A 21,408-nucleotide genomic window follows, 5' to 3' on the forward strand; every position below is an offset into this window, starting at 1 on the left:
ATTAGGAAAAGAGAATATTTTACAATTAATTTACAGCATAAATTTTGTCCATCTTTTAGACGATATGTATTTTGGAGGAGGTTAATTTGATTTTTTCAAAACTCATTGATCGATACGCCTTGTATGATTTGCACAAAAAAAGAAGTGTAGAGTTTCAGTATACTTCTCTTTCTAACACCTCACTATATATAAAGGACATAGAATTTTTTTATAAAGTAAAACCATCTCATATTCATTTTAACATTATGCATTTAAAACAAGAAAAGGAATACATGGTTGGACAATTCAAATATAAAAGCTCGGTTCAATCTGGTGATTCACGCAACGATTCTGTCACTGGGGAATTATTTTTACATAAAAATGAAGATGCACCTCATGTCATCTTTGTTCACGGTTGGAGAATGGATTCTAATGAACGTGTAAAAAAAATATTCCACGACCATATGACCAACTTGAAGTGGAATATGTATTATTTCACTTTACCATATCATTTTGACAGAAAACCGAACCAATCCCTATACAGTGGAGAGTACATGGTAAGTGCCAATATTGAACGAACTGTAGAATCAACTAGACAAGCGGTAGCTGATTTACGAACTTTGATCAAATGGATTAAAGCAAATAAAAATGGTCCCTTGATTTTAATAGGAATCAGTTTAGGTGGAGTTATTACTAACTTAACATCTCTTGTTGAACCAGAAATCGATGTGTTAGCATCCATTTTCTACGCGAATCGACTCTCTTATTCAATTTGGAAGACAAGTCCCGGTAAATTTATTAGAGAAGACTTGGAACATCATGGTGTTACGCATGATGATTTAATAGCTTATTGGAAAATCACTGAACCGAGTCAAGCATTACCAAAAGTAAAAAAAGAAAATATTTTATTAATTTCAGGCAAGCATGATCTTTATGTGCATTCTGAGGATACGGACTATTTGTGGGAATCCTGGGAAAGACCTACGCGATATATTTATACATGTGGGCATGCCGGGATTGTCCTTAAACGTAAAAAAATTGCAACTGATACTATCAATTTTATTCAAAATCGATTGAACTCCCAGAACTTACCCAATGACATACCTTAAATTGTGAGATTTCTAAGTAGGGGGTAGTACCAACATTCGTACACTAAGATTTTTTCAACATAAAGATTGTTGAAAACTTGTATGTGTTAGTAATACTGGTGTTACTTTAAATACAAAGAGCATGTTTTAAAAAATGATAATAACTTGCTCTAAACTTATCTATTTATTTTAATTTCTTAAAGATATCTACAGGTAATATTGAAACATCTCATGTATTAAAAAGTGTTACCTGCAGTGCTTTTATGTATCGATCTGCTGACTTCTGAACAGCAAGGTCCGCATGCTTTGACACGACTCGATGAAAAGCATTATAAATACGGTTGAATGGTATCCCTTTTACTTTATCCGTCATCTCTCTTACTTTACTAGCAGGAAGTAGCATCAGATTTGGATAACTGTACATGAAACTAACCCACTGACAGTCGGCAATCACTTGAATGATATCACCTGTTAGCAAAATACCTTTATTATGATTGCCACCTTTCCAGTGTAAAACAGTTCCCCCTTTAAAATGACCTTCAATACGATTTAAAGTAATGCCATTTGTTAATTCAAAAGACTCGCCCGAACAAAAATTTTTTTGTTACTTGGACGTACTACCCATTCTTTTTCGTTTTCGTGGATGTAAATAGGTGCATTGAATGTATCGACCCATTCAACTTGTGTAGAATAATAATGAGGATGAGAAAGGGCTATACTCAAAATCCCTTTGATTTGTTTTTGGATGGTAAAACATGTTTCTCTACTCTTTCATATAGAGTAAGTAATTGCTGGATAAAAGCAAATTCCGGTACTAACCAATACGAAAATAACGCTGCAACACATCCTATTAAAGCCCCTATTGCAACATCAAATGGATAATGGACCCCTACCCAAATACGAGAAATCGCTACACTAAATGCAAGTATAAGCCATAACCATCCAGTTTTTTTACGAACAAGCCAAAACGAAAAACAAATCGAAAAAAAGAGAATCGTATGGTCACTAGGAAATGAATTATCTACAGTATGGTCGACAAGTTTATTAACATTAGGCAATACTGCAAATGGTTGATAATTCAGATGAAATTCCCCTGCTATTTTTCCAATCACCTCAGCAATTACAAAAGCAACCATCGCTTGAATAACCATCATCCTACTTTTTCTGGACCCAGTAAACCAATAAGCTAAAATAATTAAAGCTAAAATATATACCATATATTCTGCCAAAAATACCATGGTTGAGTTTAAGGATGAATATTGTTTACCTAAATCATTAATTGCTCGAAAAATATCAATATTGAATTGAGAAAAAGACATATTCAAATACCTCCTTTTTTGTAAGGTGTTTTACCAATTGCCATATACCTTCATTACATGAATAGTTTTGGTTATTTTACTCATCTAAATATCAACCTCATATGACATCGCTTTCTTCTTTTTCACTTTAATAAAAAAAGAAAAAGGAAAACATCGAACTTTCTTACAAACGTTCGTGCATTCTTACAGTTTTGTCATTTTCTCGTCACTTTGTAAATCTGTTCATCGCCTTGCCTTTTGCTATTTTCAAAAATTCTTGTAACTACAATTATGGAAATCCTAATTACACATAAAAAGGAGGAGAACCTTGGTGAGTTCTCCTCCTTTTGTTTATTTCATTTATTAAATTGTAATAAAATTACAGTACGTGAAATTATATTACTTAAACTTTAAAAGCGAAGTGAAAACAACATTCACTTCGCTTTTTGAATTTATTTAATTGGTTTCTCTATTTTTAAAACTAATGAACTTAACGCAGGAACTTTAATTTTATTATCATGGACAACATAAAGTGTTTTACTACCTGCTAGTTTACCGTCCACTAGTACTTTCCAAGGACCTTTTGATGGAAGCGTTATGTCAATGTCTTCCCTATTTGCATTGTGAGCCACCATAAAGTATTCGCTTTTATTCCCACTTACCTTTTCATCTATTGTATAAGCGACAACATTTTTTGGAACATCGATAAAAGTTATATGCTTTTTAATCTGTTCTGCAGATGTCATTCGAAATGCTGGATACTTTTTGCGTAATTCTATTAAGCCCTTCATATAATCTACTTCATTATTAAATGCTGCACGGCGTAACCAGTCCATTTGGTTAATTGAATCAGGGGATTTGTAACTGTTATGATCACCATATTTCGTGCGCATAAACTCTTGTCCTGCATGTAAGAATGGAATACCTTGTGATGTTAATAAAATCGAAGAAGATAATTTGTGCATTTGTTTTCGCACTTCTTCACTGTCACCTGGATTCGTCAACTCAAGTTTGTCCCATAATGTATGATTATCATGTGCTTCCACATAAGTTAGTACCTGCTCCGGATCTTGATAAGTAGACGAGTTTATATCGTAGTCAATGCCTGCTGTAATCCCTTTTTTAATACGGTCTTCCATGTTTTCCTTCCCATTTACAAAGCCATTTTCTTTCTCCTCAAATACACTACCTTTCAATCCATCTCGTATATTATCGTTAAAATGAGCAATCCCTTTCATTTTCTCCGCATTTTTTTGATTTGCTTTTAACTCAGCTGCAAGAGGTGTATTTAAATCCCACCCTTCTCCATGCAATATAATAGAAGGGTCAATTTGATTAACAGCTTTACGTATTGCATTCATCGTTTCAAAATCATGAATACCCATTAAATCAAAACGGAATCCGTCTAAGTTATATTCTTTTGCCCAGTATGTTACGGAATCAACCATAAATTTCCTCATCATTTTTCGTTCTGAAGCTGTATCATTTCCTACTCCGGTTCCATTTGCGAATGTTCCGTCTTCATTGTAACGATAATAATAACCTGGAACTAACTTATGAAAATTAGATTCAGCAGCATTATACATATGGTTATATACTACATCCATTACAACACGAAGATTATTATCATGCAGTGTTTGAATCATTTGCTTTAATTCAGTTATTCGAACAGTAGGCTCATATGGATTTGTAGAATAGGATCCCTCTGGAACGTTGAAGTTTTTCGGGTCATATCCCCAGTTATATTGTGGTTCGTTTAAATTCTCTTCATTTACTGATGCATAATCAAATATCGGTAAAAGCTGAACGTGCGTAACACCAAGATCCTTTATATGATCAAGTCCTGTTTTCACACCTTCAGGCCCTTTTGTTCCTTTTTCTGTTACGCCTAAATATTTCCCTTTCTGCTTAATGCCACTTTCGGGCTGAATTGAAAGATCACGTACATGCAATTCATAAATAATAGCATCTTCCGGATTTTTAAATTTTGGCTTTTTGTCCACTTTCCATTTTTGGGGATTTGTTTCTTTTAAATCAACAACTGCCCCTTTATCTCCATTTACAGAAGCAGCGCGTGCATACGGATCAACTGCTTCAGTCCACTTATCACCAATTTTCACTTTATACGTATAATAGAGCCCTTTTCGGTTCCCTTTAAGTTCTGCTTTCCAGGTCCCTTTTTCAGCTTGCTTCATGTTTATTTCAGTACCTATTTTATCGTTCCATTTTTCATATGTAACTAACTTCGCTTCACTCGCAGTAGGAGCCCATACACGGAACTTAGTAAATTGTGGCGTATATATATTCCCTAAATCGTTACCGCCATAATAAAATGAATGATCAAATTCCTCACTACGAATGACTTTACCGATTTCAGTGTTCGTATCAGCTAAGTTTTCTATTTTAACTTTGTATGTCTGTTTTAAATCAATTTTCTGTTCCGTAATTATTTTCACCTTATTAGTAATATTTCCACTGCTTGAATCATAAGGACTAATATTCTTTATTTTAATGCCTTCAATTTCAATTTTCAGTTCCTTAATATGAAACGGGACATTAGTCGTTACAGTAATCTCATTGAAACTATCAATAGTTGCTTTTTGAATTGATAGATCCGAAGAAGGCTTAGAGTTATATACTTTATCATCACCAGAAAGAATCCACACTTCAGCGCGACCGTCCTTTATATTTTCAATCCAACGATCGCCACCATCTTTTTCCCATTCATTTGTACGAATGATAAATCCTACACGATTATATTCACCATCTATATTAATCTTAGCGTACTTTCCAAATTCATCTTCACCAGTAAATTCATATGATTTACCATTTGCGTTTTCTCCCCATGTCCAAAGGTTCCAGTTCTTTGTATTTCCAGATTGCTCTTTGTAATGAATGATAACTTCAGTTGTTTTCGAATTTGAAACTGCCTTTACACTTTGAAAAGAGAAAACAGATGATAACATAACGATTATAGTAAGTAATAAAACTGATTTGTTAACTAATCTTTTTATCATTTGCACCACATACACCCTTTCTTTAAATAGTAGGCACAATTTATTATGCTCGTACTAAATTACACTATTTAAATTAATCTAGAAATCTCTTTTACTTCACCCCCATATTGGCTATTTTCACATCTGTATTTCAATGATCTTTTTTATTATGAAAACGTTTGCATTAATTGTTAAAAAAATAGATTTGATTCCGTTTACATATATTTGTAATTACTAAAAGATCAGGGAAATTATTTTAAAGCAATCGTTTGTTATCGCTTTCATTCTATAGTACTTCCTATCAATAGGTCAATATATTATTAATTTTCAGTTTTTTATTTTTAATCCTTATATATTTGTCACAACTTATTGAAGATAGACAGCCTCATTATCGCTTAGTAAGTTTATTTTCACTCATACATTGCTGCATAAAAAAACAGCTACTATCTTTAAAATGACAGTAGCTATTTTTCATAATGTAATAATATATGAATGAAAACTATATTTCTAACTTACTTAATTTTTGCTGCATCAAATGCCTTTTGAACTGCTTGAACTTCAGCTGTATTCGCTCCATATTTATTCGTTGCCACTCGAATACATGCTGATCTCAATTCCTTGAAATTAGAAGTCATATTTAACTCATCTGTATTTGCATAATAGAAGATATCAAACATTTTATCTTCACCAATCCCTTTAACAGTTACACCGTTATGAGTTCCACCTTTTGCAATGAGATACGCAACTTTATTAATAATACTTGAATTAAAATGAACGCCACCTTGATCCCATCCATTAAAATCATTAAATTCACTATAATCATCTGGATAAGGTACACCAAGTGAAGATGGAACAGAAGCCGGGTTTTCCATATCACGGAAAATAGATCCAGTTTGTTCTCCCATCGTCCAGTTAAAGCTTCCATTATTTACGTATTTCTCAATAGATGTTCCCATAATATCAGATAGCGCCTCATTAATCGCACCAGATTCACCGTAGTATTCAAGATTAGATTCGCTAGAAGTAACAGCATGTGTAAATTCATGGCCAGCTACGTCATATGCTTTGACGATAGGATCTCCATATACAAGCATACTTCCATTATTCGCACTTAAAGCATTCTGCCAATTTTTCGGATCATTCGTATCTCCAGAATCCCAAGCATGTACAACTGAAACTACCTTTTGTCCCTTATTATCAAAGCTATTACGCTTATATTTATCTTTATAAAAATCAAATACTTTTGTTGCTAAGTAATGAGCACTTACTGCTTTTGGATCGCTAAATGTTGTCGAAGTACTAGTTGCTAATGTACCAGGATAATAGCTTTCTTCTTTAGTAATGTCTCTATAATTTACATCATATGTTTCAATTCCTTGGCCTCTTGTATAATCAGCAAGAGCGTATTTGCCATTACTTTGTTTAGAGATACCAAATGTACGTGATATACCTAAATCATCTTTTCCTGTTCCAGTTAATGATGTAAGATTGCTTTTTTTACTTTTCTTTAATGCGCCAACTAGTTTTTCACTTGCTTTTAAGTTAGATTCTTGTACCATATTTTTTAACATATCACCATTTTGTGCATTTACTAAATAAGTTCCGGAAACATAGTTTGGTGTTGCAGCTTCAAATGTAACCTGATATGCATTGCTAGCTTGTCCATTCTTTTCATCAACAAAAATAACTTCTTTAATTTCTGGCTCAGTAATAAAATTGATATCATTCCCGTACTTCGTATAAATATATTGTGTTGCTTCATCTTTTGATAGATTGATAGGTTTTTTCAATTCTTCTTGTTTTAAATTTTGCGCGCTATCGCCTGAAACACTTTTAATAACGCCCTTATTATCTACGTGTGCAGTTAATTGATGACCATATACTTCTTTTCCTTCGTATGTTTGCTGTATACGTACAAGTGTAGTCCCATCATATGAACCACGTTTTTGAAGCACTTTATAATCTACTCCTGTTTCCCCATTGACTTGCTTTGGAGAAAGAGCTTGTTCTGTTTTCTCCTTCAGAGCATCTTGTACTACATTCTCTGGTGCCTTTTGTGACGGTTGTGTAAGTTCACCTGAACGGAACGATTCTTCTTGAATTTGAACTTGTAGTTGATCTGTTTCCTCTGCATGACCTACTCCGTATGGTGCTACAGCTGTTAAAGCTAAGCCTGTTGTTAAAGCTACCTTAGTTAATGTCTTTTTGTTTTTCATTTTTTCACCTCGTATAATTTTTGAAATAGAAAGCTTGTACAAAGTATACTTGCTGTTTCTGTCGAAAAAAAGGGAAAATACACAATTTATGTAATATTATGCAGAATTACATACTGTAAGGACGATGATATAAATAAAGAACAACTCATATAAGTGCATTATTTTCAATAAAAAAAGAGCTCCCTAAGGCGCTCTTTACATACGATTATAAATCATAAATGCATTGTGTTATTTATTAGTATATGCTCGTCTTGTTTATTTGGTGATTTCTCTGCACAATATCCTTTAAAAATCCGTTATCTAATACATTGAAATTCTTCGTTACTATTTAATTAGTAAAGCAAAGAAATAGTTAAGATAATGTAAGAAACAAACATCATAAAAGCAAACCAATAGATAAAGATAGCACTCGACAGGTATTGTTTTAATCTTTTTTTCATAATAATTTGTTTTACTTATTAACTTTTTCAGGATTAATTTGAAGTTGCCCTTTCCAAGATCCAGCTATTTTTCCTATTTTATTTATGTTTACATCTAATGTTAAAGGCTGTTTAAAGGAACCTTTTCCTTCAGGACCTTCAACAAATGTAATGACACCTTCTGGTCTGTCTTTATCACGAATGCCTATATGCTCTAACTTTTTTCCTTCGGACATTAATTCGAATGGTAAATTGTCTTCACTTTGAATAAATGATAATTGTGAAAACATACCATTTCCAATGTTATATTCAGGATTTTTTTCTTGTTGTCCGTTTACTTTTCCATCGCTTTTTATATCTAATCCATTTATATCAAATTCAAATGGCATTAGAGTTCCATCGGCTTTTTCAACTCTATAATGAACAGATATACGCGCATCTGCCACATATAATTCTTTAAAATGTACCGTTATTCCTTGATCCGTTATCTTTTCATCGATAGGTATAAACTGCCCTTTCAACATACCTTCTTGCTGTACACCGTTTTCATCTTTACTTCCTTCATTCACAACCGCATCATTTAAAACCTCATTAACAAAATAAGAAGCAATATTAGTTGCTGCAACTTGAACTTGCGGAATCATAGCTGTAGTAAAAATACCTACCGCAGCAACCGCCGTATACATGAAACGTTTTGATTTTTTATTCATATTTGAAAATACTCCCTGCTTTTTTTCTATCATTTGATTTGTACTAAGTACATTATTAGACTGGTTATGACTATTAAATGTTTGCCATGCTTTTTCGACATCAATATTTATTTCTGGAGTCTCATGAAGCTTCTCCTCGGCAAGTGTTGAATTTTCCCACTGATTTAATTCCGTTAGCTCAATTAATAAATTTTGACACTCCGTACATTTGTCTAAATGCTTTATAAATTGTTTTCTTTCCTCACGAGAAAGCTCGCCATCAATATATGATTGAATGGTTCCCATTTCATAACAAGTCATTTATTTCCCCTCCATTTGTTCAAAAATTTTCTGGAACTTTAGTTTAGCTCGTGCCAACAATGTTCCAATAGAAGAATCGTCAATCTGAAGTACTTGCGCGATTTCTTTATATCGAAACCCTGAAAATTTCATTAATAATATCGTTCGTTCTTGTTCTTTCATTTGCCGTAATACTATTTGTACTTTTGTAATTTCTTCTTTTCTAATCCATTCATCATCTAGTGACGATTCAATTTGTACTTCTTGGTATTGGGCTTCTTTATCGATTCTTGCCTGATGTCTCTTTTCAGAGCGAATGTAGTTATAGGCGACATACGTAGAAGACTTTATAAGCCAAGCACGTAAATTTTCTATTGCTTTCCAATCTGAATGATATAGTTGTAAAAACACCTCTTGCGCTAATTCCTCTGCAATTGTCTGTTCTTTTATGATCCATATGATTTGTTTAACAACATACGTATAGTTTTGTTTAAACAACTCTTCAAATGTTATATTTGAAACATTCCTCTCTTCACTTTTTATTATTTGCATGTAAGTAAAACCTCTCTCTCATTTGATGCCTGCATTATAGAGAAACCAGAATGCTCATTTTTGTGACAAAAAAGTATATTTTTTATTATGTACTACTGCGTCCATTCATCTTCTAAACAAATATTCATATTAATTAAAGTGAATTTTTTCTTAATAACAACATAAAACCCACTCTTCACTATTTTTAAGAGTGGGTTTTATACTAAAATAAATCAACTTCTAAAATGGCAAAAACTTTAAAACATAGATCGATGTTTTAGAATTGATATTACATCACTACATTTGTAGAAGTTATAGGTATGCTAAAATTCATGTTAACTTTAAATAAAGAATTCCTGCCATTTTTATACTAAATAACATAATAGAACCCCTTTTATTGTCCTAGCAAATTACTAGCAATACATTAATTAAAAACATTTCTCTTTCAATTCATCATTAAATAAATGTAAAAAATGCCCCTATTCATTCATTTTTCATGCGTATGTATGTACATTTGTTAATTTATTCGATATATTATGTGTATTGAATGATTATGAAAAGTTTATAGGTCGCTAAAAAACCTTATATTTTTATATCCGAGAAAACTACAAAATGTATGTAAATCCATTTGTCAAATGAATTTAATGCGGAAGGAGGTTTGTGGTTACTTCATCGGGATATAATAATCAGTTTTAAACTGATAAAAATATAGGAGGCGACAAAATGTTTCGTACGATTTCAAATTTCATGAGAGTAGCTGAGATAAGAAATAAAATTCTTTTTACATTAGCGATGTTAATCGTTTTTCGAATTGGCACGTTTATTCCAGTTCCTCATACTAACGCAGAGGTATTAAAAGTACAAGATCAAGCTAACGTTTTAGGTATGCTAAACGTATTTGGTGGAGGAGCACTGCAACACTTCTCAATCTTTGCTGTAGGTATTACACCTTATATAACAGCTTCCATCATAGTACAATTACTACAAATGGACGTTATACCTAAATTTTCGGAATGGGCAAAGCAAGGAGAGATGGGCCGTAAGAAATCAGCTCAATTCACTCGATACTTTACAATCATTCTCGCATTCATACAAGCCATTGGGATGTCTTATGGTTTTAATAATATAGCAGGTGGACAATTAATAACAGATCAAAGCTGGACTACATACTTATTTATTGCGACAGTTTTAACTGCAGGTACTGCATTTTTACTTTGGTTAGGTGAACAAATTACCGCTAATGGAGTAGGTAATGGTATTTCGATGATTATCTTTGCAGGACTTGTAGCAGCGATTCCAAATGTTGCGAACCAAATTTATTTGCAACAATTTCAAAATGCAGGCGATCAATTATTCATGCATATCATAAAGATGGTATTAATTGGTCTCGTAATTTTAGCGATAGTTGTTGGTGTAATTTACATACAACAAGCCGTGCGTAAAATACCAATTCAATATGCAAAAGCTGTTTCAGGAAACAATCAATATCAAGGAGCAAAAAACACTCATTTACCTCTTAAAGTAAATAGTGCTGGTGTAATTCCAGTAATCTTTGCTTCCGCATTTTTAATGACGCCGCGTACAATTGCGCAGCTCTTCCCTGATTCAAGCGTCTCAAAATGGATCGTTGCAAATCTTGATTTTGCACATCCATTTGGAATGACACTTTATGTCGGTCTTATCGTTGCTTTCACATACTTCTACGCATTTATTCAAGTAAATCCTGAACAAATGGCTGAGAATTTGAAAAAGCAAAATGGATATGTACCTGGTATTCGCCCTGGTAAATCCACAGAACAATATGTAACGAAAATTTTATATCGTTTAACATTTATCGGCGCAATTTTCTTAGGTGCAATTTCAATCTTACCGCTCGTATTCACGAAAATTGCTACGTTACCACCTTCTGCACAAATTGGTGGTACAAGCTTACTTATCATCGTAGGTGTAGCACTTGAAACAATGAAGACGTTAGAAAGTCAGCTTGTGAAACGTCATTATAAAGGATTTATAAAAAAAATAAATTAAGCAAAAAAACACAGTTGGTTATTTTTCCAACTGTGTTTTTGATTCTACTACATTTCCTTCTCAAATAATCTCCCTTGTTTGAAATAAGTACGGAGTGTGGATCGATTAGCTAAAAATACACCAACCAAAATGAAACATGCACCTATTCCCATTGTTGGGTTTAAAGGTTCTCCTAATATGATATAGCCTACTATAATAGCAATTAACGGTGAGACATATAACCACGTTGACGGGAATACAGGATTTGTTTTTGATAAGAGCCAATAATATAATCCGTGCCCACCAATTGATCCGATAAAGATTAGATATAAAATAGGCCATTGTACACTCCAAGAGGCTAATACAGATACATTCGGTTGTTCTACTACGGCAGACACGATTAATAGTAAAACTCCTCCATAAAACATTTGAATACCATTAATGAGAAATGGTGATACACTTTGTAAATCCGAAAGTATTTCTTTTGATCGAATAGAGCCTATTCCGTAAAATAACTCTCCTATTATTAAAACAACACAAGCAATACTCCATATGAAACTTACTTCTTGGTGCATGCCTGGTAAAGAAACAAAAACAACGCCTATTAGTGCTATAATTAATGCGAAAAATTGCTCCTTTTGTAATTTTGTCTTATTTCTCCTTGCCTGTAATAACAAAATCATCATCGGTCCCGTTGCAGAAAGCACAGCAGCTAATCCCGAAGAAATAAATTGTTCTGCCCAGTACAGTGATGCGAATGTCATAAATGTTAAACAAAAACCAGCATACATAATACGTTTCGAAAATACATGTGGCATAATTTCTTTCCTTTTTAACTTAAATATAATCATCAGAATTACTCCTGCTAAAAAGAAACGAATACCTGCTGAAAATAATGGCGGTGCTCCTGCTTCAATTCCGATTTTTATCGTTAAAAATGTTGTTCCGAAAATAATACATACTAAAATATAATTGAAAATGACCATTTTTCTTCCTCCTTTTTACTCTTACCATGAGTATAGAAGGTATAGTGTATAACAGTGTAACTATGTATATAACAGTTGCCTAAAATTGTAGTTGATTCTCTCTATATTTTTCGCTTTAATTAAATAAAAACGAAGAAGGTGAAACCATGAAGATTGTTCTTCGTAAAGAATCCAACATACCGTATTACAAGCAAATATATATGCAAATTGTTGAAAGAGTACAAAGTGGCATGCTTTCACATGGTGACGCACTTCCATCTTTACGCACTATGGCCGAAGATTTACAGATTAGCCTATTAACTGTTCGTAAAGCATATAAGCAGTTAGAAAAAAAAGAATATATACGAATTGAGCAAGGAAAAGTTGCTTATATACATAAGCATGGAAAGAAAGACTTCAAACCAATTCCGTATAAATGGCAACAATCGAAAACGATTAATGTTATGCGATCTCAATATACAATGAATCAGCACCGGAAATATTACGATTTTTCACAAGCGATTTTATATCCTCGCTTATTGCCAAATCCATTCTTAGCTGATGAAATGCATAAAATACTGAATAAGGACCAAATGATTCTAGCAACCTATGGGCCAATTCAAGGCGATTATGAACTGCGAGTTGAAATAGCAAATTATTTAAAAGAACACCAGCAATTACTGACAGATCCCTCTCAATTATTAATTACAAGCGGAGCACAACAAGGAATTGATTTAATTGCTCAAACATTATTAAAACCTGGTGATATTGTATTAGTGGAAAGTCCGTGTTACAGTGCTGCACTTGATATTTTCATCAATAAAGGTGCTCAAATTATTCCAGTTTCTCTTGATAATCAAGGAGTTCGCTCTGACTTAATAGATGATATTTGTCAAAGTAAAAATCCCGTATTATTGTATACGAATCCAACTTTCCAGAACCCAACAGGTACCGTAATGAGTAAAGAACGGAGAATGGAACTTATAGAACTAGCAGAGCTATATAATTTTTTTATAATTGAAGATGATTCTTTCGGAGAAATATATTTTGAGGGTGCGACTGTTCCCCCTCCTATCAAAAAGTTTGATACGAATGGCCACGTAATATATATAAAAGGATTTAGTAAAACGTTAGCACCTGGACTGCGTATTGCATCTCTTATTTCAGATGGTCCTATTTTCGAATGGTTATATGCTGTAAAAGGTTCAATGGATATCGGTAGCCCTTTATTAACACAAAAAGCACTTCTACCGTTTTTACGTGCAGAACGTATGAAAAACCATTTAGAAAAATTACGTACGGCTTTACAAATTAGACGTGATATAACGATTGATTTGTTATCACCACTTAAAGAAATAAGATTTGAAATACCAAATGGTGGCTTTAATTTATGGATTACACTTCCTGATTCGATAGATCCCTTTACCTTATTACAAAAAGCAAATGAAGTAGATGTCTCTTTTTTACCAGGAACAGCTTGTCTATTAAATCCCGAAATAAATAATCACCAATTTAGGATTAGCTATTCTATGTTAAATGAAAAAGATATGTTAATTGGTTTAGAGAGATTACATGATATAATACGAAACTATATATGATAGAGATAACATTACATGTCCAATAACAAATACTATCCCAAAATGAAAATGTGACTTTTGGGATAGTATTTGTTTCTGAGTCTTTTCGTGGTTCAAACATTATCCTCCGACTTTCATTACAATCTTACCTCTTACATGTTGACCTTCACTCAAAATATGAGCTTCTCTAACCCCTGTTTCATTAAACGGAACAATTTTACTTATGATTGGTTTTATTTTTCCATGTACAATTAAATCTGATAATTCTTCTAGTTGCTTTCCATTTGGTTTTAGCCATAAAAAACCTGATTTTATTCCTTTTACTTTTTGAATTGGCTCATGAACAATCGAAACGAAAACACCACCAGGTTTTATAATTTGAAAACTTTTTTCCTGTACTTCGCCACCAATTGTATCTAACACAATATCAAAATCTGATAGTAGTTCTTCAAATTTATCTTTTTTATAATCAATAACAAGATCCGCTCCTAAAGACTTTAAAAACTCTTCATTCTTACTACTTGCAGTTGTCGCAACAAAAGCTCCAAATGATTTTGCAACTTGGATTGCTAAACTTCCAACTCCGCCAGCTCCAGCATGAATAAGTACTCGGTCATGTTCTTTTATTTTTGCGTAATCTACAAGACTTTGCCACGCTGTAAGTCCTGCAAGAGGAATTGAAGCTGCCTCTTCGAAACTTAGATTTGTAGGCATATAGGATACTAAATCCGATTTTACTGTAATGAATTCAGCATAAGAGCCATGTCCTATATTTTCAGGTTTCGTATACACCTTATCTCCTATTTTAAAACACTCTACCTCTTCCCCAACTTCTTCAATAATTCCAGCTACATCTAACCCTAAAATGATTGGAAATGAAAATCGTAACTGTTGTTGCAAGTCTCCTTTTCTTATTTTCCAATCAACAGGATTAATAGATGTTGCGAGAATACGTATTAATACCTCATTATTTTTAACAACCGGTTTTAAAACTTGTCTTTCTGTTAATTCTTCAACACTACCATATTGATCTATAATAATTGCTTTCATTTCCATTCCTCCTTGCTGTTTATTTTAATAACATACAAATATTTCTCAAAATTTTTTGCCTTGAATTATCATAAACTTATTTTTGGAGGTAATTACGTAAGAAACATTATGAATTCCAAAATGAATCTTACACACACATTAGAATCATTCAAAACTGTATTTTTAATTACATTAAAAAAGAAATGGGGATAACTTTATGACTGAAAAGATATTTAAAATAAACGGGATTGATATATGTACAGAAAGCTTTGGGAACCCTAAAAATCCAGCTATTTTATTAATTATGGGTGCTACGTGTTCAATGGTTTATTGGGATGAAGAATTTTGTGAACAGTTGGCTAACACAGGGAAATTTGTTATTCGTTTTGATAACCGTGATGTAGGGCGCTCTGTTGCATATGAACCCGGTACTTCCAATTATACAGTTACAAATATGGCAGAAGATGCAATTGGAGTACTTGATGCTTATCATATTAATCAAGCGCATCTATTTGGTATGTCTTTAGGTGGTATGATCGCTCAAATTGCTGCTGTTAAACATCCTGAAAGAATATTGTCATTAACATTACTAGCTACAAGTGTAATAGGCTCTGACGATAACACGCGCGATTTACCTCGAATGGATGAAAGGATTTTAACACATCACGCAAATGGCACGCATTTAGATTGGACAAATGATAAAGTTGTAGCAGAATATTTAGTCTCAGGATCTCGGCTTTTATGTGGATCAACACGAACATTTGATGAAAAAAGAGTTTATAAACAAGTGAAACAAGAAATAGAACGAGCTAACAATTTATTAAGTATGTTTAATCACGCTCTACTACGAGGAGATGATACATATGAAGGTGTGCTTCACTCCATACAAGCACCTACATTAGTCATTCACGGAACAGACGATACCGCACTCCCTTTTGAACACGGTCTTGCACTTCTTGATGAAATCCCTAACTCAGCTCTATTAACCCTTGAAGGCGCAGGACATGAGAATCATCCTGATGACTGGAAAGACATAATTCATGCTGTTACTGAACATACTTCTAAAATATAGATAAATAACGTATAGGAGGGGCACACCACAATTTGTGCCCTTTTATTCGTTACACGAAAAAAGCCCATCACTGTATCCATATGTATAGTGATGGGCACTTCTTATATTTTTCTATGTTTAAAAAAACGGACAATCTAATTGATCAACAGATTCCCATGATTTTTTTTTTATATTTTCGGTGGATTTATTAGCTTCTAGTGGTACGTTTTTAAAAGGGTTTACTTCAACTTTTAATATGGAAGATGGCTCTACGTATAATGAGAAAACATGGCTACTAGGTATTGCTTTTGACACATCAATATCTCCTACTTGTTTAAAAAGTTGCTGCGCTGCAAAGAAAAAGAAATTCGTTGGGTTTGATTGTTTATTTAGCCATGCAAGCATTTCAGGTGATACCGACTTATGAATATTGATTTTTACTCGATCACCACGTTTATATCGCCTAGATCGCATACTTCCACCAACTAACTTATCGTTAAGTTTGTAAACCCTAACTCTTTTTGCTTATGCTCTCTATATTTTGGTGAACAAGTGTATACTAATAATCCACGTGCATTTGTAAATAACGGATTATCTACAAAAATTACATTTGTTAATCGTCCTTTTTGCTTTAAAATCATTTTCAAACTGTTTTTAATAATTACTGCGCCCCCGCCATAAATAAATACGTATGGATCATCTTTCATATCATCAATTTTATTTATGATATCCGTTGCGACACGCGCTGCTAAACCTAATAATGCCGGTTGTGATTCTTCAACTAATAACGCATTACGCGGGTGCTTTTCATGTAAATAAATTTGGTTAAATTCTGTAATGCTATCAATCGTTTTTGTTGGATACTTCCGGTTCCATCTCGTAATAATTTGTAGCAACGTTTCTTTCACACCATATGATAAGCCCTTACTTAGTTGTGGCCTAAAGTTCACACCTAGTGAAACTACTTCTTCTGTCGTCCCTGCACCAATATCAAAAGATAATAGTGTTTTATCAACAAAATCAATTTCTGAAACTTGATTTTGTTCACATTCTATTTTATGTTTCACAACATTTCCTTCTTCATCATATACAATGCCCCACGTCCCAGAAGCACCTTCAGGTAGGCATTTACAAAACTCGATAGATACATTAATCGTAACATCACGTCCGTTTGGATAATGGAACACAACTTTATGATTACCCATATAACGTTTCGCATTTTCCGCAGCTATTTCTTGTGTAATAAGCTGCATAGGAAGAGCAACAGATAAATCGTAACGAATATTAATATGACTAGAAGTTGGACTTTGACGCATAGCACTTACCGCTAAACCAGATAGAATTGTAATAACCATTAACTCATCAGTTGACTTATTCGATTTCTTCTCAACCTCAGTACCTTTTAATTGGTCTTGAATGACTTTTTCTCCAACAATATACCGCACGTTATTTAACATTAGCGATGGAGAACTAATGGTCACGTCAATGTGATTTTCTAATTCAGATAATGAAACATCTACCTCATCTAACAATCCTGTAGGCTCTCCTATATATAAAGAATATATACTCGGAATAAAAATAGGGTCTTGCCCTTTCACCATTAACTTCAAACCGTTATTTCCTGCATCAGCACCAGCTTTTAATAGAATAGACATAACTACCCCCTAAATTAATCTGACATCCCTTCCAAATATATGCGAGCCCATTCTTTTACATTCAAATGTAATGTAATTTTTTATTTATCGTAAAAACAAAATATCACATTCTTGCCCCCTTTATGTAAAAATTATTTGACATAAAACTTTTCCAATTTTATACTATGGATGTAAAGAGTTTTTTACAACCTTGGAGGTGTCATTTCTAATATGAATCGCAAAAATTTCATTTTACTAGCAATCATTTTATCGTTACTTGGAGTACTTATACACGGAGCCTATAAATACATTTCTGAAGGTGCAATTTTAGGTGGAACAATCTTCACAAGTGCTATAATAATTGGCTACCTCATCAATCATATTACGTGGGGAGATTCCCATGGTGTATCAGAAGAAAGCCAAGATGAAATGGGACAACAAATTAAATATAAAAGCTTTAAAATTTCTTATTTTGTACTAATATGCCTTATGTTTTTTATTTTAATAGCATCAGAAGGATTTGCATTCCTATTACTCGATGAAATAAAGAATCTTCCTCTTTTTATCGCTCTTTGTTCTTCTTTCTTTATTTATCCTATTGTCGAACTTATAGTCGCAAAACAATATAAATAAAAAGATGAGATTTTCTATATACAGAAAATCTCATCTTTTTAAATTTACATACCCTCAACTATCGCTTTTAATTTATTCACAGTCCGCCAATTTCTTACTGTAGCTGCTGAATGTAGCTTCTGAAATTGACTCATTAATTTAGAATTTCGAATGCTATTTTTGAAAAATAAATACACAACTTTTTCATGTATAAAACAATCTTCAGTCTCATTTTTTTGCATAAGTAGCTGATCTATTTCTTTTTCAGAAAGTTCATTTGCTAAGAAGGCAACATGTATACTTTCCCCTTCTAGTAATGAATCGACTTCATAAGGACACCTTTTTATCGTATTTATAAATTCATCACGTGTTCTTAACATGACTGGAACATCAAAATCAAAAACGTTTTTAATTTCCGATTGTATTCGTTTATTTAGAAAACCAATATCTTTTTCAGATTCGAACACGATATTACCGCTTTGAATATATGTTTTTACTTGTTTTAACCCTATGGATTCAAACATTTGTTTTAAATCAGCCATTTTAATTACCTTATGCCCGCCTACATTGATTCCTCTTAGTAATGCAATATAAATTGTCATATCATTTCTCCTCATTTAAATGTGTTTCAAAGTTGATGTAAAGATATTTAATACCCTATAAGAACCTTACTACATTTTATTATAGTAAGGTTCTTATAGCGGTTAAATTTTATTCAACGAAAGCATCTGTTTGTTGAATAAAAAGTGCTTTCGTTATAGAGCCGTTGACTTTTTAAACAAAGGTATGCACCCTCCACTAGGCCCATAAGCAACTCCAATTTTATCCCATCCATATTTTTCATAATAGCCGTTAAGATCTGACGTAAGATAAAGAAAATGGTACCCTCTTTTTGCAGCTTCTAGCAGTCCATGATTCAACAATTTTTCACCAATAGAGTTACCTCTAAATTTTTCATCTACAAACAAACATGCTAGCCAAGGGTTCAAATCCTGACGACTATTTAAATCATTGCGAATTAATGCATATGTTCCGATAATTTTATCATCTACTTTTGCAATGTAAAAACTCGGTATGTCATTTGGATCAGTTAAAGCATTAGTCATGCAATCTTTATAGAATGCACGCCCACCTTCCTCACCCCATTCTTTCCAAAAAACATCTATTGCCTTATTAAATAAGTCATCCTTCTTTAGTAATTGAATAATTTCCATACAGCTACGCCCCCAAAAAGTATTATTTAATGAGTATCGAACTAACTAAATTTAATGTTTTTCAAACATCTTTATTTTTTTATGTATGTAGCTATAATTTCTTTACTCTTAAATAAAGCCTTTTAACATATATTCTCTTATCGTTCTAAATAAAAAAACTTACTACTTTGTTATGCAAGAGTAAGTTTTCTTCTCATTATTTTATAATAGGTAAATGCATTATAATTTGTTGACCAATTGGTCCCATTCTTCTAAAGCCTTGATCTTGGAAACCGACTTTTTCGTATAAATTTTGTGCAGGAATATTTTTTTCATTTACAGCAAGTACAACCTCATTTTTTATCGGGTAATAACGTTTTACAAACTCTTGTAATAGTGCCAATGACTTTTTAGCATATCCTTTTCTTTGTCTATTGTGATTTATAGAAAATGATGTTAAAAGTAAAGCATCTTGATTGTCTGTGAATTCCTGTACTCTATCCCCTGTTTGCAATGCGAAAAGACCAACAGGTAACCAATTGTAATCTAAAATAACAATCACATTTTTTGTTCGATCACTTTTTGCTTTCTCCAATAATTCGCCTGGATCTGATGTGAATTGAACTTGTTCACTTGGTAAAGTAAATGTTTGTATAACTTCTTTATATTTCTCCTTATACGGAACTAATTGAATTTCCCCTGTATGTATGTTCATGCTAAACTCTCCCATTTTTCAACATATTAACTTAAACCTTGCTGCGCTTTTGAAATTACTTTTCCATCTAAAAAAGTAATTTCAACTAATGAAGTTGGATCGCTTCCCTTCCAAGAAAAAATTTGTTTAATTTGTGTAGAATCTTCTACACCTTCTTCTATAAGTAAATTACCATCAAAGCCAATTAAATCCTTCACTTCTGTATAAGTCATTCCTTCATTTATGTTCGAGAAATGATTTATATTGATAGATTCTTTCTTCGCACTTTCCAACACAGTAGAAGAAGTCGCTGTTTGTTTTTTCACTTCTTTCTTCTGTTCACACGCTGTCATACTGAAACCTAAGCATAAACTACATACTATTAATGCGCTTTTTTTCATCATAACAGTTGTCCCTCCCATCATAATTAAACCATATATTCCCTTAAAAATAAACTGAATATTAAATATTATATTGAAAAATCCCCGTACAATTAAGTACGGGGTTAATTTTATTTATTCAAATGATTATTTGATTGGTCATTCTGTTCTTTTCTAAGTTCTTGTTCTTCATCTTTTGGTAATTGTTTATCATTATCTTTAATTGGATTCGTTTCTCGATTTTCAATCATATCATTTGGAACTTGCGGCATTACGCGGCCAACGATTGCAGCTAACTCATCAAGTATACCTTCACCTGTTTTTCCTTTTTTAATTTGCTTTCCAATTTGTTTCAGTCGTTCATACGTATCAACGTCTGCTACAACGACTGCATTAGCACCATCAGGATCGTTTTTCAAACTTTCTGCAACAGAGTATTTAATTGACTCAACGCGAGTTCGATCAAGTTTCGCTTTTACATCAATACCTACAATAGCATATTTGCCAACTACTACGGCAGTTGCATCATTCACACCTGGCACACTAGCGGCTAAAGAAGCTAAATGGTCCGCTGCTTTTTCATTTGGCTTATTTGGTTTGTTCGTGTAATTCACATTTTTCGTCGAAACATTTTTTTGCTCTGGTTTTTCGTTTGGATTGTCCTTTTTTCCAATACTGCATCCAGTTATTAAGAAACAAAGCATCAACATATATATTAAGATCTTCATTACTCTCACCACTTTACTTTTA

19 protein-coding genes and 1 pseudogene are annotated in these 21,408 nt (G+C 32.9%); 5 read left to right on the forward strand and 15 right to left on the reverse strand.

Annotation, left to right across the window (positions count from 1 at the left end; genetic code table 11):
• Positions 1 to 86: 86 nt before the first annotated feature.
• Entirely contained in the window at positions 87 to 1,088 is a 1,002-nt protein-coding gene (locus MR115_RS02045; protein WP_242239570.1) for an alpha/beta hydrolase, read from the forward strand.
• A 208-nt stretch (positions 1,089 to 1,296) separates the two neighbouring features.
• On the opposite strand, the pseudogene MR115_RS02050 reads toward MR115_RS02045, so the two are convergent.
• From MR115_RS02050 to MR115_RS02075, 6 genes and pseudogenes are all read right to left on the reverse strand, one after another.
• A pseudogene (locus MR115_RS02050) lies at positions 1,297 to 1,808 on the reverse strand (MBL fold metallo-hydrolase); the annotation flags it as partial.
• Positions 1,787 to 2,386 (reverse strand): undecaprenyl-diphosphatase, encoded by a 600-nt coding sequence (locus MR115_RS02055; RefSeq protein ID WP_242239572.1) that lies wholly within the window; start codon positions 2,384 to 2,386, stop codon positions 1,787 to 1,789. The gene MR115_RS02055 and the pseudogene MR115_RS02050, both read right to left, overlap by 22 nt.
• Positions 2,387 to 2,817: 431 nt before the next feature.
• Positions 2,818 to 5,388 carry a type I pullulanase gene (gene pulA / locus MR115_RS02060; protein WP_242239574.1) on the reverse strand — a complete coding sequence of 857 codons (2,571 nt, stop codon included), beginning with the start codon at positions 5,386 to 5,388 and terminating at the stop codon, positions 2,818 to 2,820.
• Positions 5,389 to 5,873: 485 nt separating this feature from the next.
• Positions 5,874 to 7,577 (reverse strand): M4 family metallopeptidase, encoded by a 1,704-nt coding sequence (locus MR115_RS02065; RefSeq protein WP_073515247.1) that lies wholly within the window; start codon positions 7,575 to 7,577, stop codon positions 5,874 to 5,876.
• A 451-nt stretch (positions 7,578 to 8,028) separates the two neighbouring features.
• The gene (locus MR115_RS02070) at positions 8,029 to 9,006 is read right to left on the reverse strand and encodes a DUF4179 domain-containing protein (protein WP_242239576.1); all 978 of its coding nucleotides are present in this window, start codon (positions 9,004 to 9,006) and stop codon (positions 8,029 to 8,031) included.
• Positions 9,007 to 9,537 carry an RNA polymerase sigma factor SigX gene (locus tag MR115_RS02075; protein WP_242239578.1) on the reverse strand — a complete coding sequence of 177 codons (531 nt, stop codon included), beginning with the start codon at positions 9,535 to 9,537 and terminating at the stop codon, positions 9,007 to 9,009.
• Positions 9,538 to 10,239: 702 nt separating this feature from the next.
• On the opposite strand from MR115_RS02075, the gene secY reads away from it, so the two are divergent.
• The gene (gene secY / locus MR115_RS02080) at positions 10,240 to 11,544 is read left to right on the forward strand and encodes a preprotein translocase subunit SecY (RefSeq protein ID WP_242239580.1); all 1,305 of its coding nucleotides are present in this window, start codon (positions 10,240 to 10,242) and stop codon (positions 11,542 to 11,544) included.
• A 47-nt stretch (positions 11,545 to 11,591) separates the two neighbouring features.
• Here secY and MR115_RS02085 read toward each other — a convergent pair whose 3' ends face one another.
• Positions 11,592 to 12,509, reverse strand: a complete 918-nt coding sequence (locus MR115_RS02085; protein WP_242239582.1) for a DMT family transporter — start codon at positions 12,507 to 12,509, stop codon at positions 11,592 to 11,594.
• A 146-nt stretch (positions 12,510 to 12,655) separates the two neighbouring features.
• Here MR115_RS02085 and pdxR point away from each other — a divergent pair, with 146 nt between their 5' ends.
• The gene (gene pdxR, locus MR115_RS02090; protein WP_242239586.1) at positions 12,656 to 14,086 is read left to right on the forward strand and encodes a MocR-like pyridoxine biosynthesis transcription factor PdxR; all 1,431 of its coding nucleotides are present in this window, start codon (positions 12,656 to 12,658) and stop codon (positions 14,084 to 14,086) included.
• Positions 14,087 to 14,185: 99 nt separating this feature from the next.
• On the opposite strand, the gene MR115_RS02095 is transcribed toward pdxR, so the two are convergent.
• Positions 14,186 to 15,115 (reverse strand): NADP-dependent oxidoreductase, encoded by a 930-nt coding sequence (locus tag MR115_RS02095; RefSeq protein ID WP_242239588.1) that lies wholly within the window; start codon positions 15,113 to 15,115, stop codon positions 14,186 to 14,188.
• A gap of 196 nt (positions 15,116 to 15,311) precedes the next feature.
• Between MR115_RS02095 and mle the strand changes: the two genes are divergently transcribed.
• Complete coding sequence (gene mle, locus MR115_RS02100) at positions 15,312 to 16,166, forward strand: BCA family alpha/beta fold macrolide esterase (protein WP_242239589.1); 855 nt, start codon at positions 15,312 to 15,314, stop codon at positions 16,164 to 16,166.
• A 117-nt stretch (positions 16,167 to 16,283) separates the two neighbouring features.
• On the opposite strand, the gene MR115_RS02105 is transcribed toward mle, so the two are convergent.
• Together MR115_RS02105 and MR115_RS02110 are read right to left on the reverse strand one after the other, a co-directional pair.
• A complete protein-coding gene (locus tag MR115_RS02105) occupies positions 16,284 to 16,619 on the reverse strand; it encodes a hypothetical protein (RefSeq protein ID WP_061679806.1) in 336 nt (111 codons plus the stop codon).
• A gap of 11 nt (positions 16,620 to 16,630) precedes the next feature.
• The gene (locus MR115_RS02110) at positions 16,631 to 17,800 is read right to left on the reverse strand and encodes a ParM/StbA family protein (protein WP_242239590.1); all 1,170 of its coding nucleotides are present in this window, start codon (positions 17,798 to 17,800) and stop codon (positions 16,631 to 16,633) included.
• A gap of 210 nt (positions 17,801 to 18,010) precedes the next feature.
• On the opposite strand from MR115_RS02110, the gene MR115_RS02115 reads away from it, so the two are divergent.
• Positions 18,011 to 18,412 carry a hypothetical protein gene (locus MR115_RS02115; RefSeq protein ID WP_242239591.1) on the forward strand — a complete coding sequence of 134 codons (402 nt, stop codon included), beginning with the start codon at positions 18,011 to 18,013 and terminating at the stop codon, positions 18,410 to 18,412.
• A 44-nt stretch (positions 18,413 to 18,456) separates the two neighbouring features.
• On the opposite strand, the gene MR115_RS02120 is transcribed toward MR115_RS02115, so the two are convergent.
• The 5 genes from MR115_RS02120 to MR115_RS02140 all read right to left on the reverse strand — a co-directional run bounded on the left by MR115_RS02120 (position 18,457) and on the right by MR115_RS02140 (position 21,386).
• Positions 18,457 to 18,993, reverse strand: a complete 537-nt coding sequence (locus MR115_RS02120; RefSeq protein WP_242239592.1) for a DUF1697 domain-containing protein — start codon at positions 18,991 to 18,993, stop codon at positions 18,457 to 18,459.
• Between the two features lie 153 nt (positions 18,994 to 19,146).
• Entirely contained in the window at positions 19,147 to 19,605 is a 459-nt protein-coding gene (locus MR115_RS02125; protein ID WP_242239593.1) for a GNAT family N-acetyltransferase, read from the reverse strand.
• A 196-nt stretch (positions 19,606 to 19,801) separates the two neighbouring features.
• A complete protein-coding gene (locus tag MR115_RS02130; protein WP_242239594.1) occupies positions 19,802 to 20,299 on the reverse strand; it encodes a GNAT family N-acetyltransferase in 498 nt (165 codons plus the stop codon).
• A gap of 26 nt (positions 20,300 to 20,325) precedes the next feature.
• Positions 20,326 to 20,682, reverse strand: a complete 357-nt coding sequence (locus MR115_RS02135; protein ID WP_242239595.1) for a hypothetical protein — start codon at positions 20,680 to 20,682, stop codon at positions 20,326 to 20,328.
• A 107-nt stretch (positions 20,683 to 20,789) separates the two neighbouring features.
• A complete protein-coding gene (locus MR115_RS02140; protein ID WP_061679794.1) occupies positions 20,790 to 21,386 on the reverse strand; it encodes a YhcN/YlaJ family sporulation lipoprotein in 597 nt (198 codons plus the stop codon).
• Positions 21,387 to 21,408 lie beyond the last annotated feature (22 nt).

Origin of the sequence: Bacillus cereus group sp. BfR-BA-01309 (genome assembly GCF_022664315.1) — a bacterium.
GTDB lineage: Bacteria > Bacillota > Bacilli > Bacillales > Bacillaceae_G > Bacillus_A > Bacillus_A mobilis.

What these genes read in the sequence shown, in the direction of transcription:
- mle (WP_242239589.1), top strand. Translation starts at nt 15,312, where the DNA reads ATGACTGAAAAGATATTTAAAATAAACGGGATTGATATATGTACAGAA.
- MR115_RS02135 (WP_242239595.1), bottom strand. Translation starts at nt 20,682, where the DNA reads ATGATGAAAAAAAGCGCATTAATAGTATGTAGTTTATGCTTAGGTTTC.
- MR115_RS02085 (WP_242239582.1), bottom strand. Translation starts at nt 12,509, where the DNA reads ATGGTCATTTTCAATTATATTTTAGTATGTATTATTTTCGGAACAACA.
- pdxR (WP_242239586.1), top strand. Translation starts at nt 12,656, where the DNA reads ATGAAGATTGTTCTTCGTAAAGAATCCAACATACCGTATTACAAGCAA.
- MR115_RS02055 (WP_242239572.1), bottom strand. Translation starts at nt 2,386, where the DNA reads ATGTCTTTTTCTCAATTCAATATTGATATTTTTCGAGCAATTAATGAT.
- MR115_RS02130 (WP_242239594.1), bottom strand. Translation starts at nt 20,299, where the DNA reads ATGAACATACATACAGGGGAAATTCAATTAGTTCCGTATAAGGAGAAA.
- secY (WP_242239580.1), top strand. Translation starts at nt 10,240, where the DNA reads ATGTTTCGTACGATTTCAAATTTCATGAGAGTAGCTGAGATAAGAAAT.
- MR115_RS02120 (WP_242239592.1), bottom strand. Translation starts at nt 18,993, where the DNA reads ATGACAATTTATATTGCATTACTAAGAGGAATCAATGTAGGCGGGCAT.
- MR115_RS02115 (WP_242239591.1), top strand. Translation starts at nt 18,011, where the DNA reads ATGAATCGCAAAAATTTCATTTTACTAGCAATCATTTTATCGTTACTT.
- MR115_RS02110 (WP_242239590.1), bottom strand. Translation starts at nt 17,800, where the DNA reads ATGTCTATTCTATTAAAAGCTGGTGCTGATGCAGGAAATAACGGTTTG.
- MR115_RS02075 (WP_242239578.1), bottom strand. Translation starts at nt 9,537, where the DNA reads ATGCAAATAATAAAAAGTGAAGAGAGGAATGTTTCAAATATAACATTT.
- MR115_RS02105 (WP_061679806.1), bottom strand. Translation starts at nt 16,619, where the DNA reads ATGCGATCTAGGCGATATAAACGTGGTGATCGAGTAAAAATCAATATT.
- MR115_RS02140 (WP_061679794.1), bottom strand. Translation starts at nt 21,386, where the DNA reads ATGAAGATCTTAATATATATGTTGATGCTTTGTTTCTTAATAACTGGA.
- MR115_RS02070 (WP_242239576.1), bottom strand. Translation starts at nt 9,006, where the DNA reads ATGACTTGTTATGAAATGGGAACCATTCAATCATATATTGATGGCGAG.
- MR115_RS02065 (WP_073515247.1), bottom strand. Translation starts at nt 7,577, where the DNA reads ATGAAAAACAAAAAGACATTAACTAAGGTAGCTTTAACAACAGGCTTA.
- MR115_RS02095 (WP_242239588.1), bottom strand. Translation starts at nt 15,115, where the DNA reads ATGAAAGCAATTATTATAGATCAATATGGTAGTGTTGAAGAATTAACA.
- MR115_RS02125 (WP_242239593.1), bottom strand. Translation starts at nt 19,605, where the DNA reads ATGGAAATTATTCAATTACTAAAGAAGGATGACTTATTTAATAAGGCA.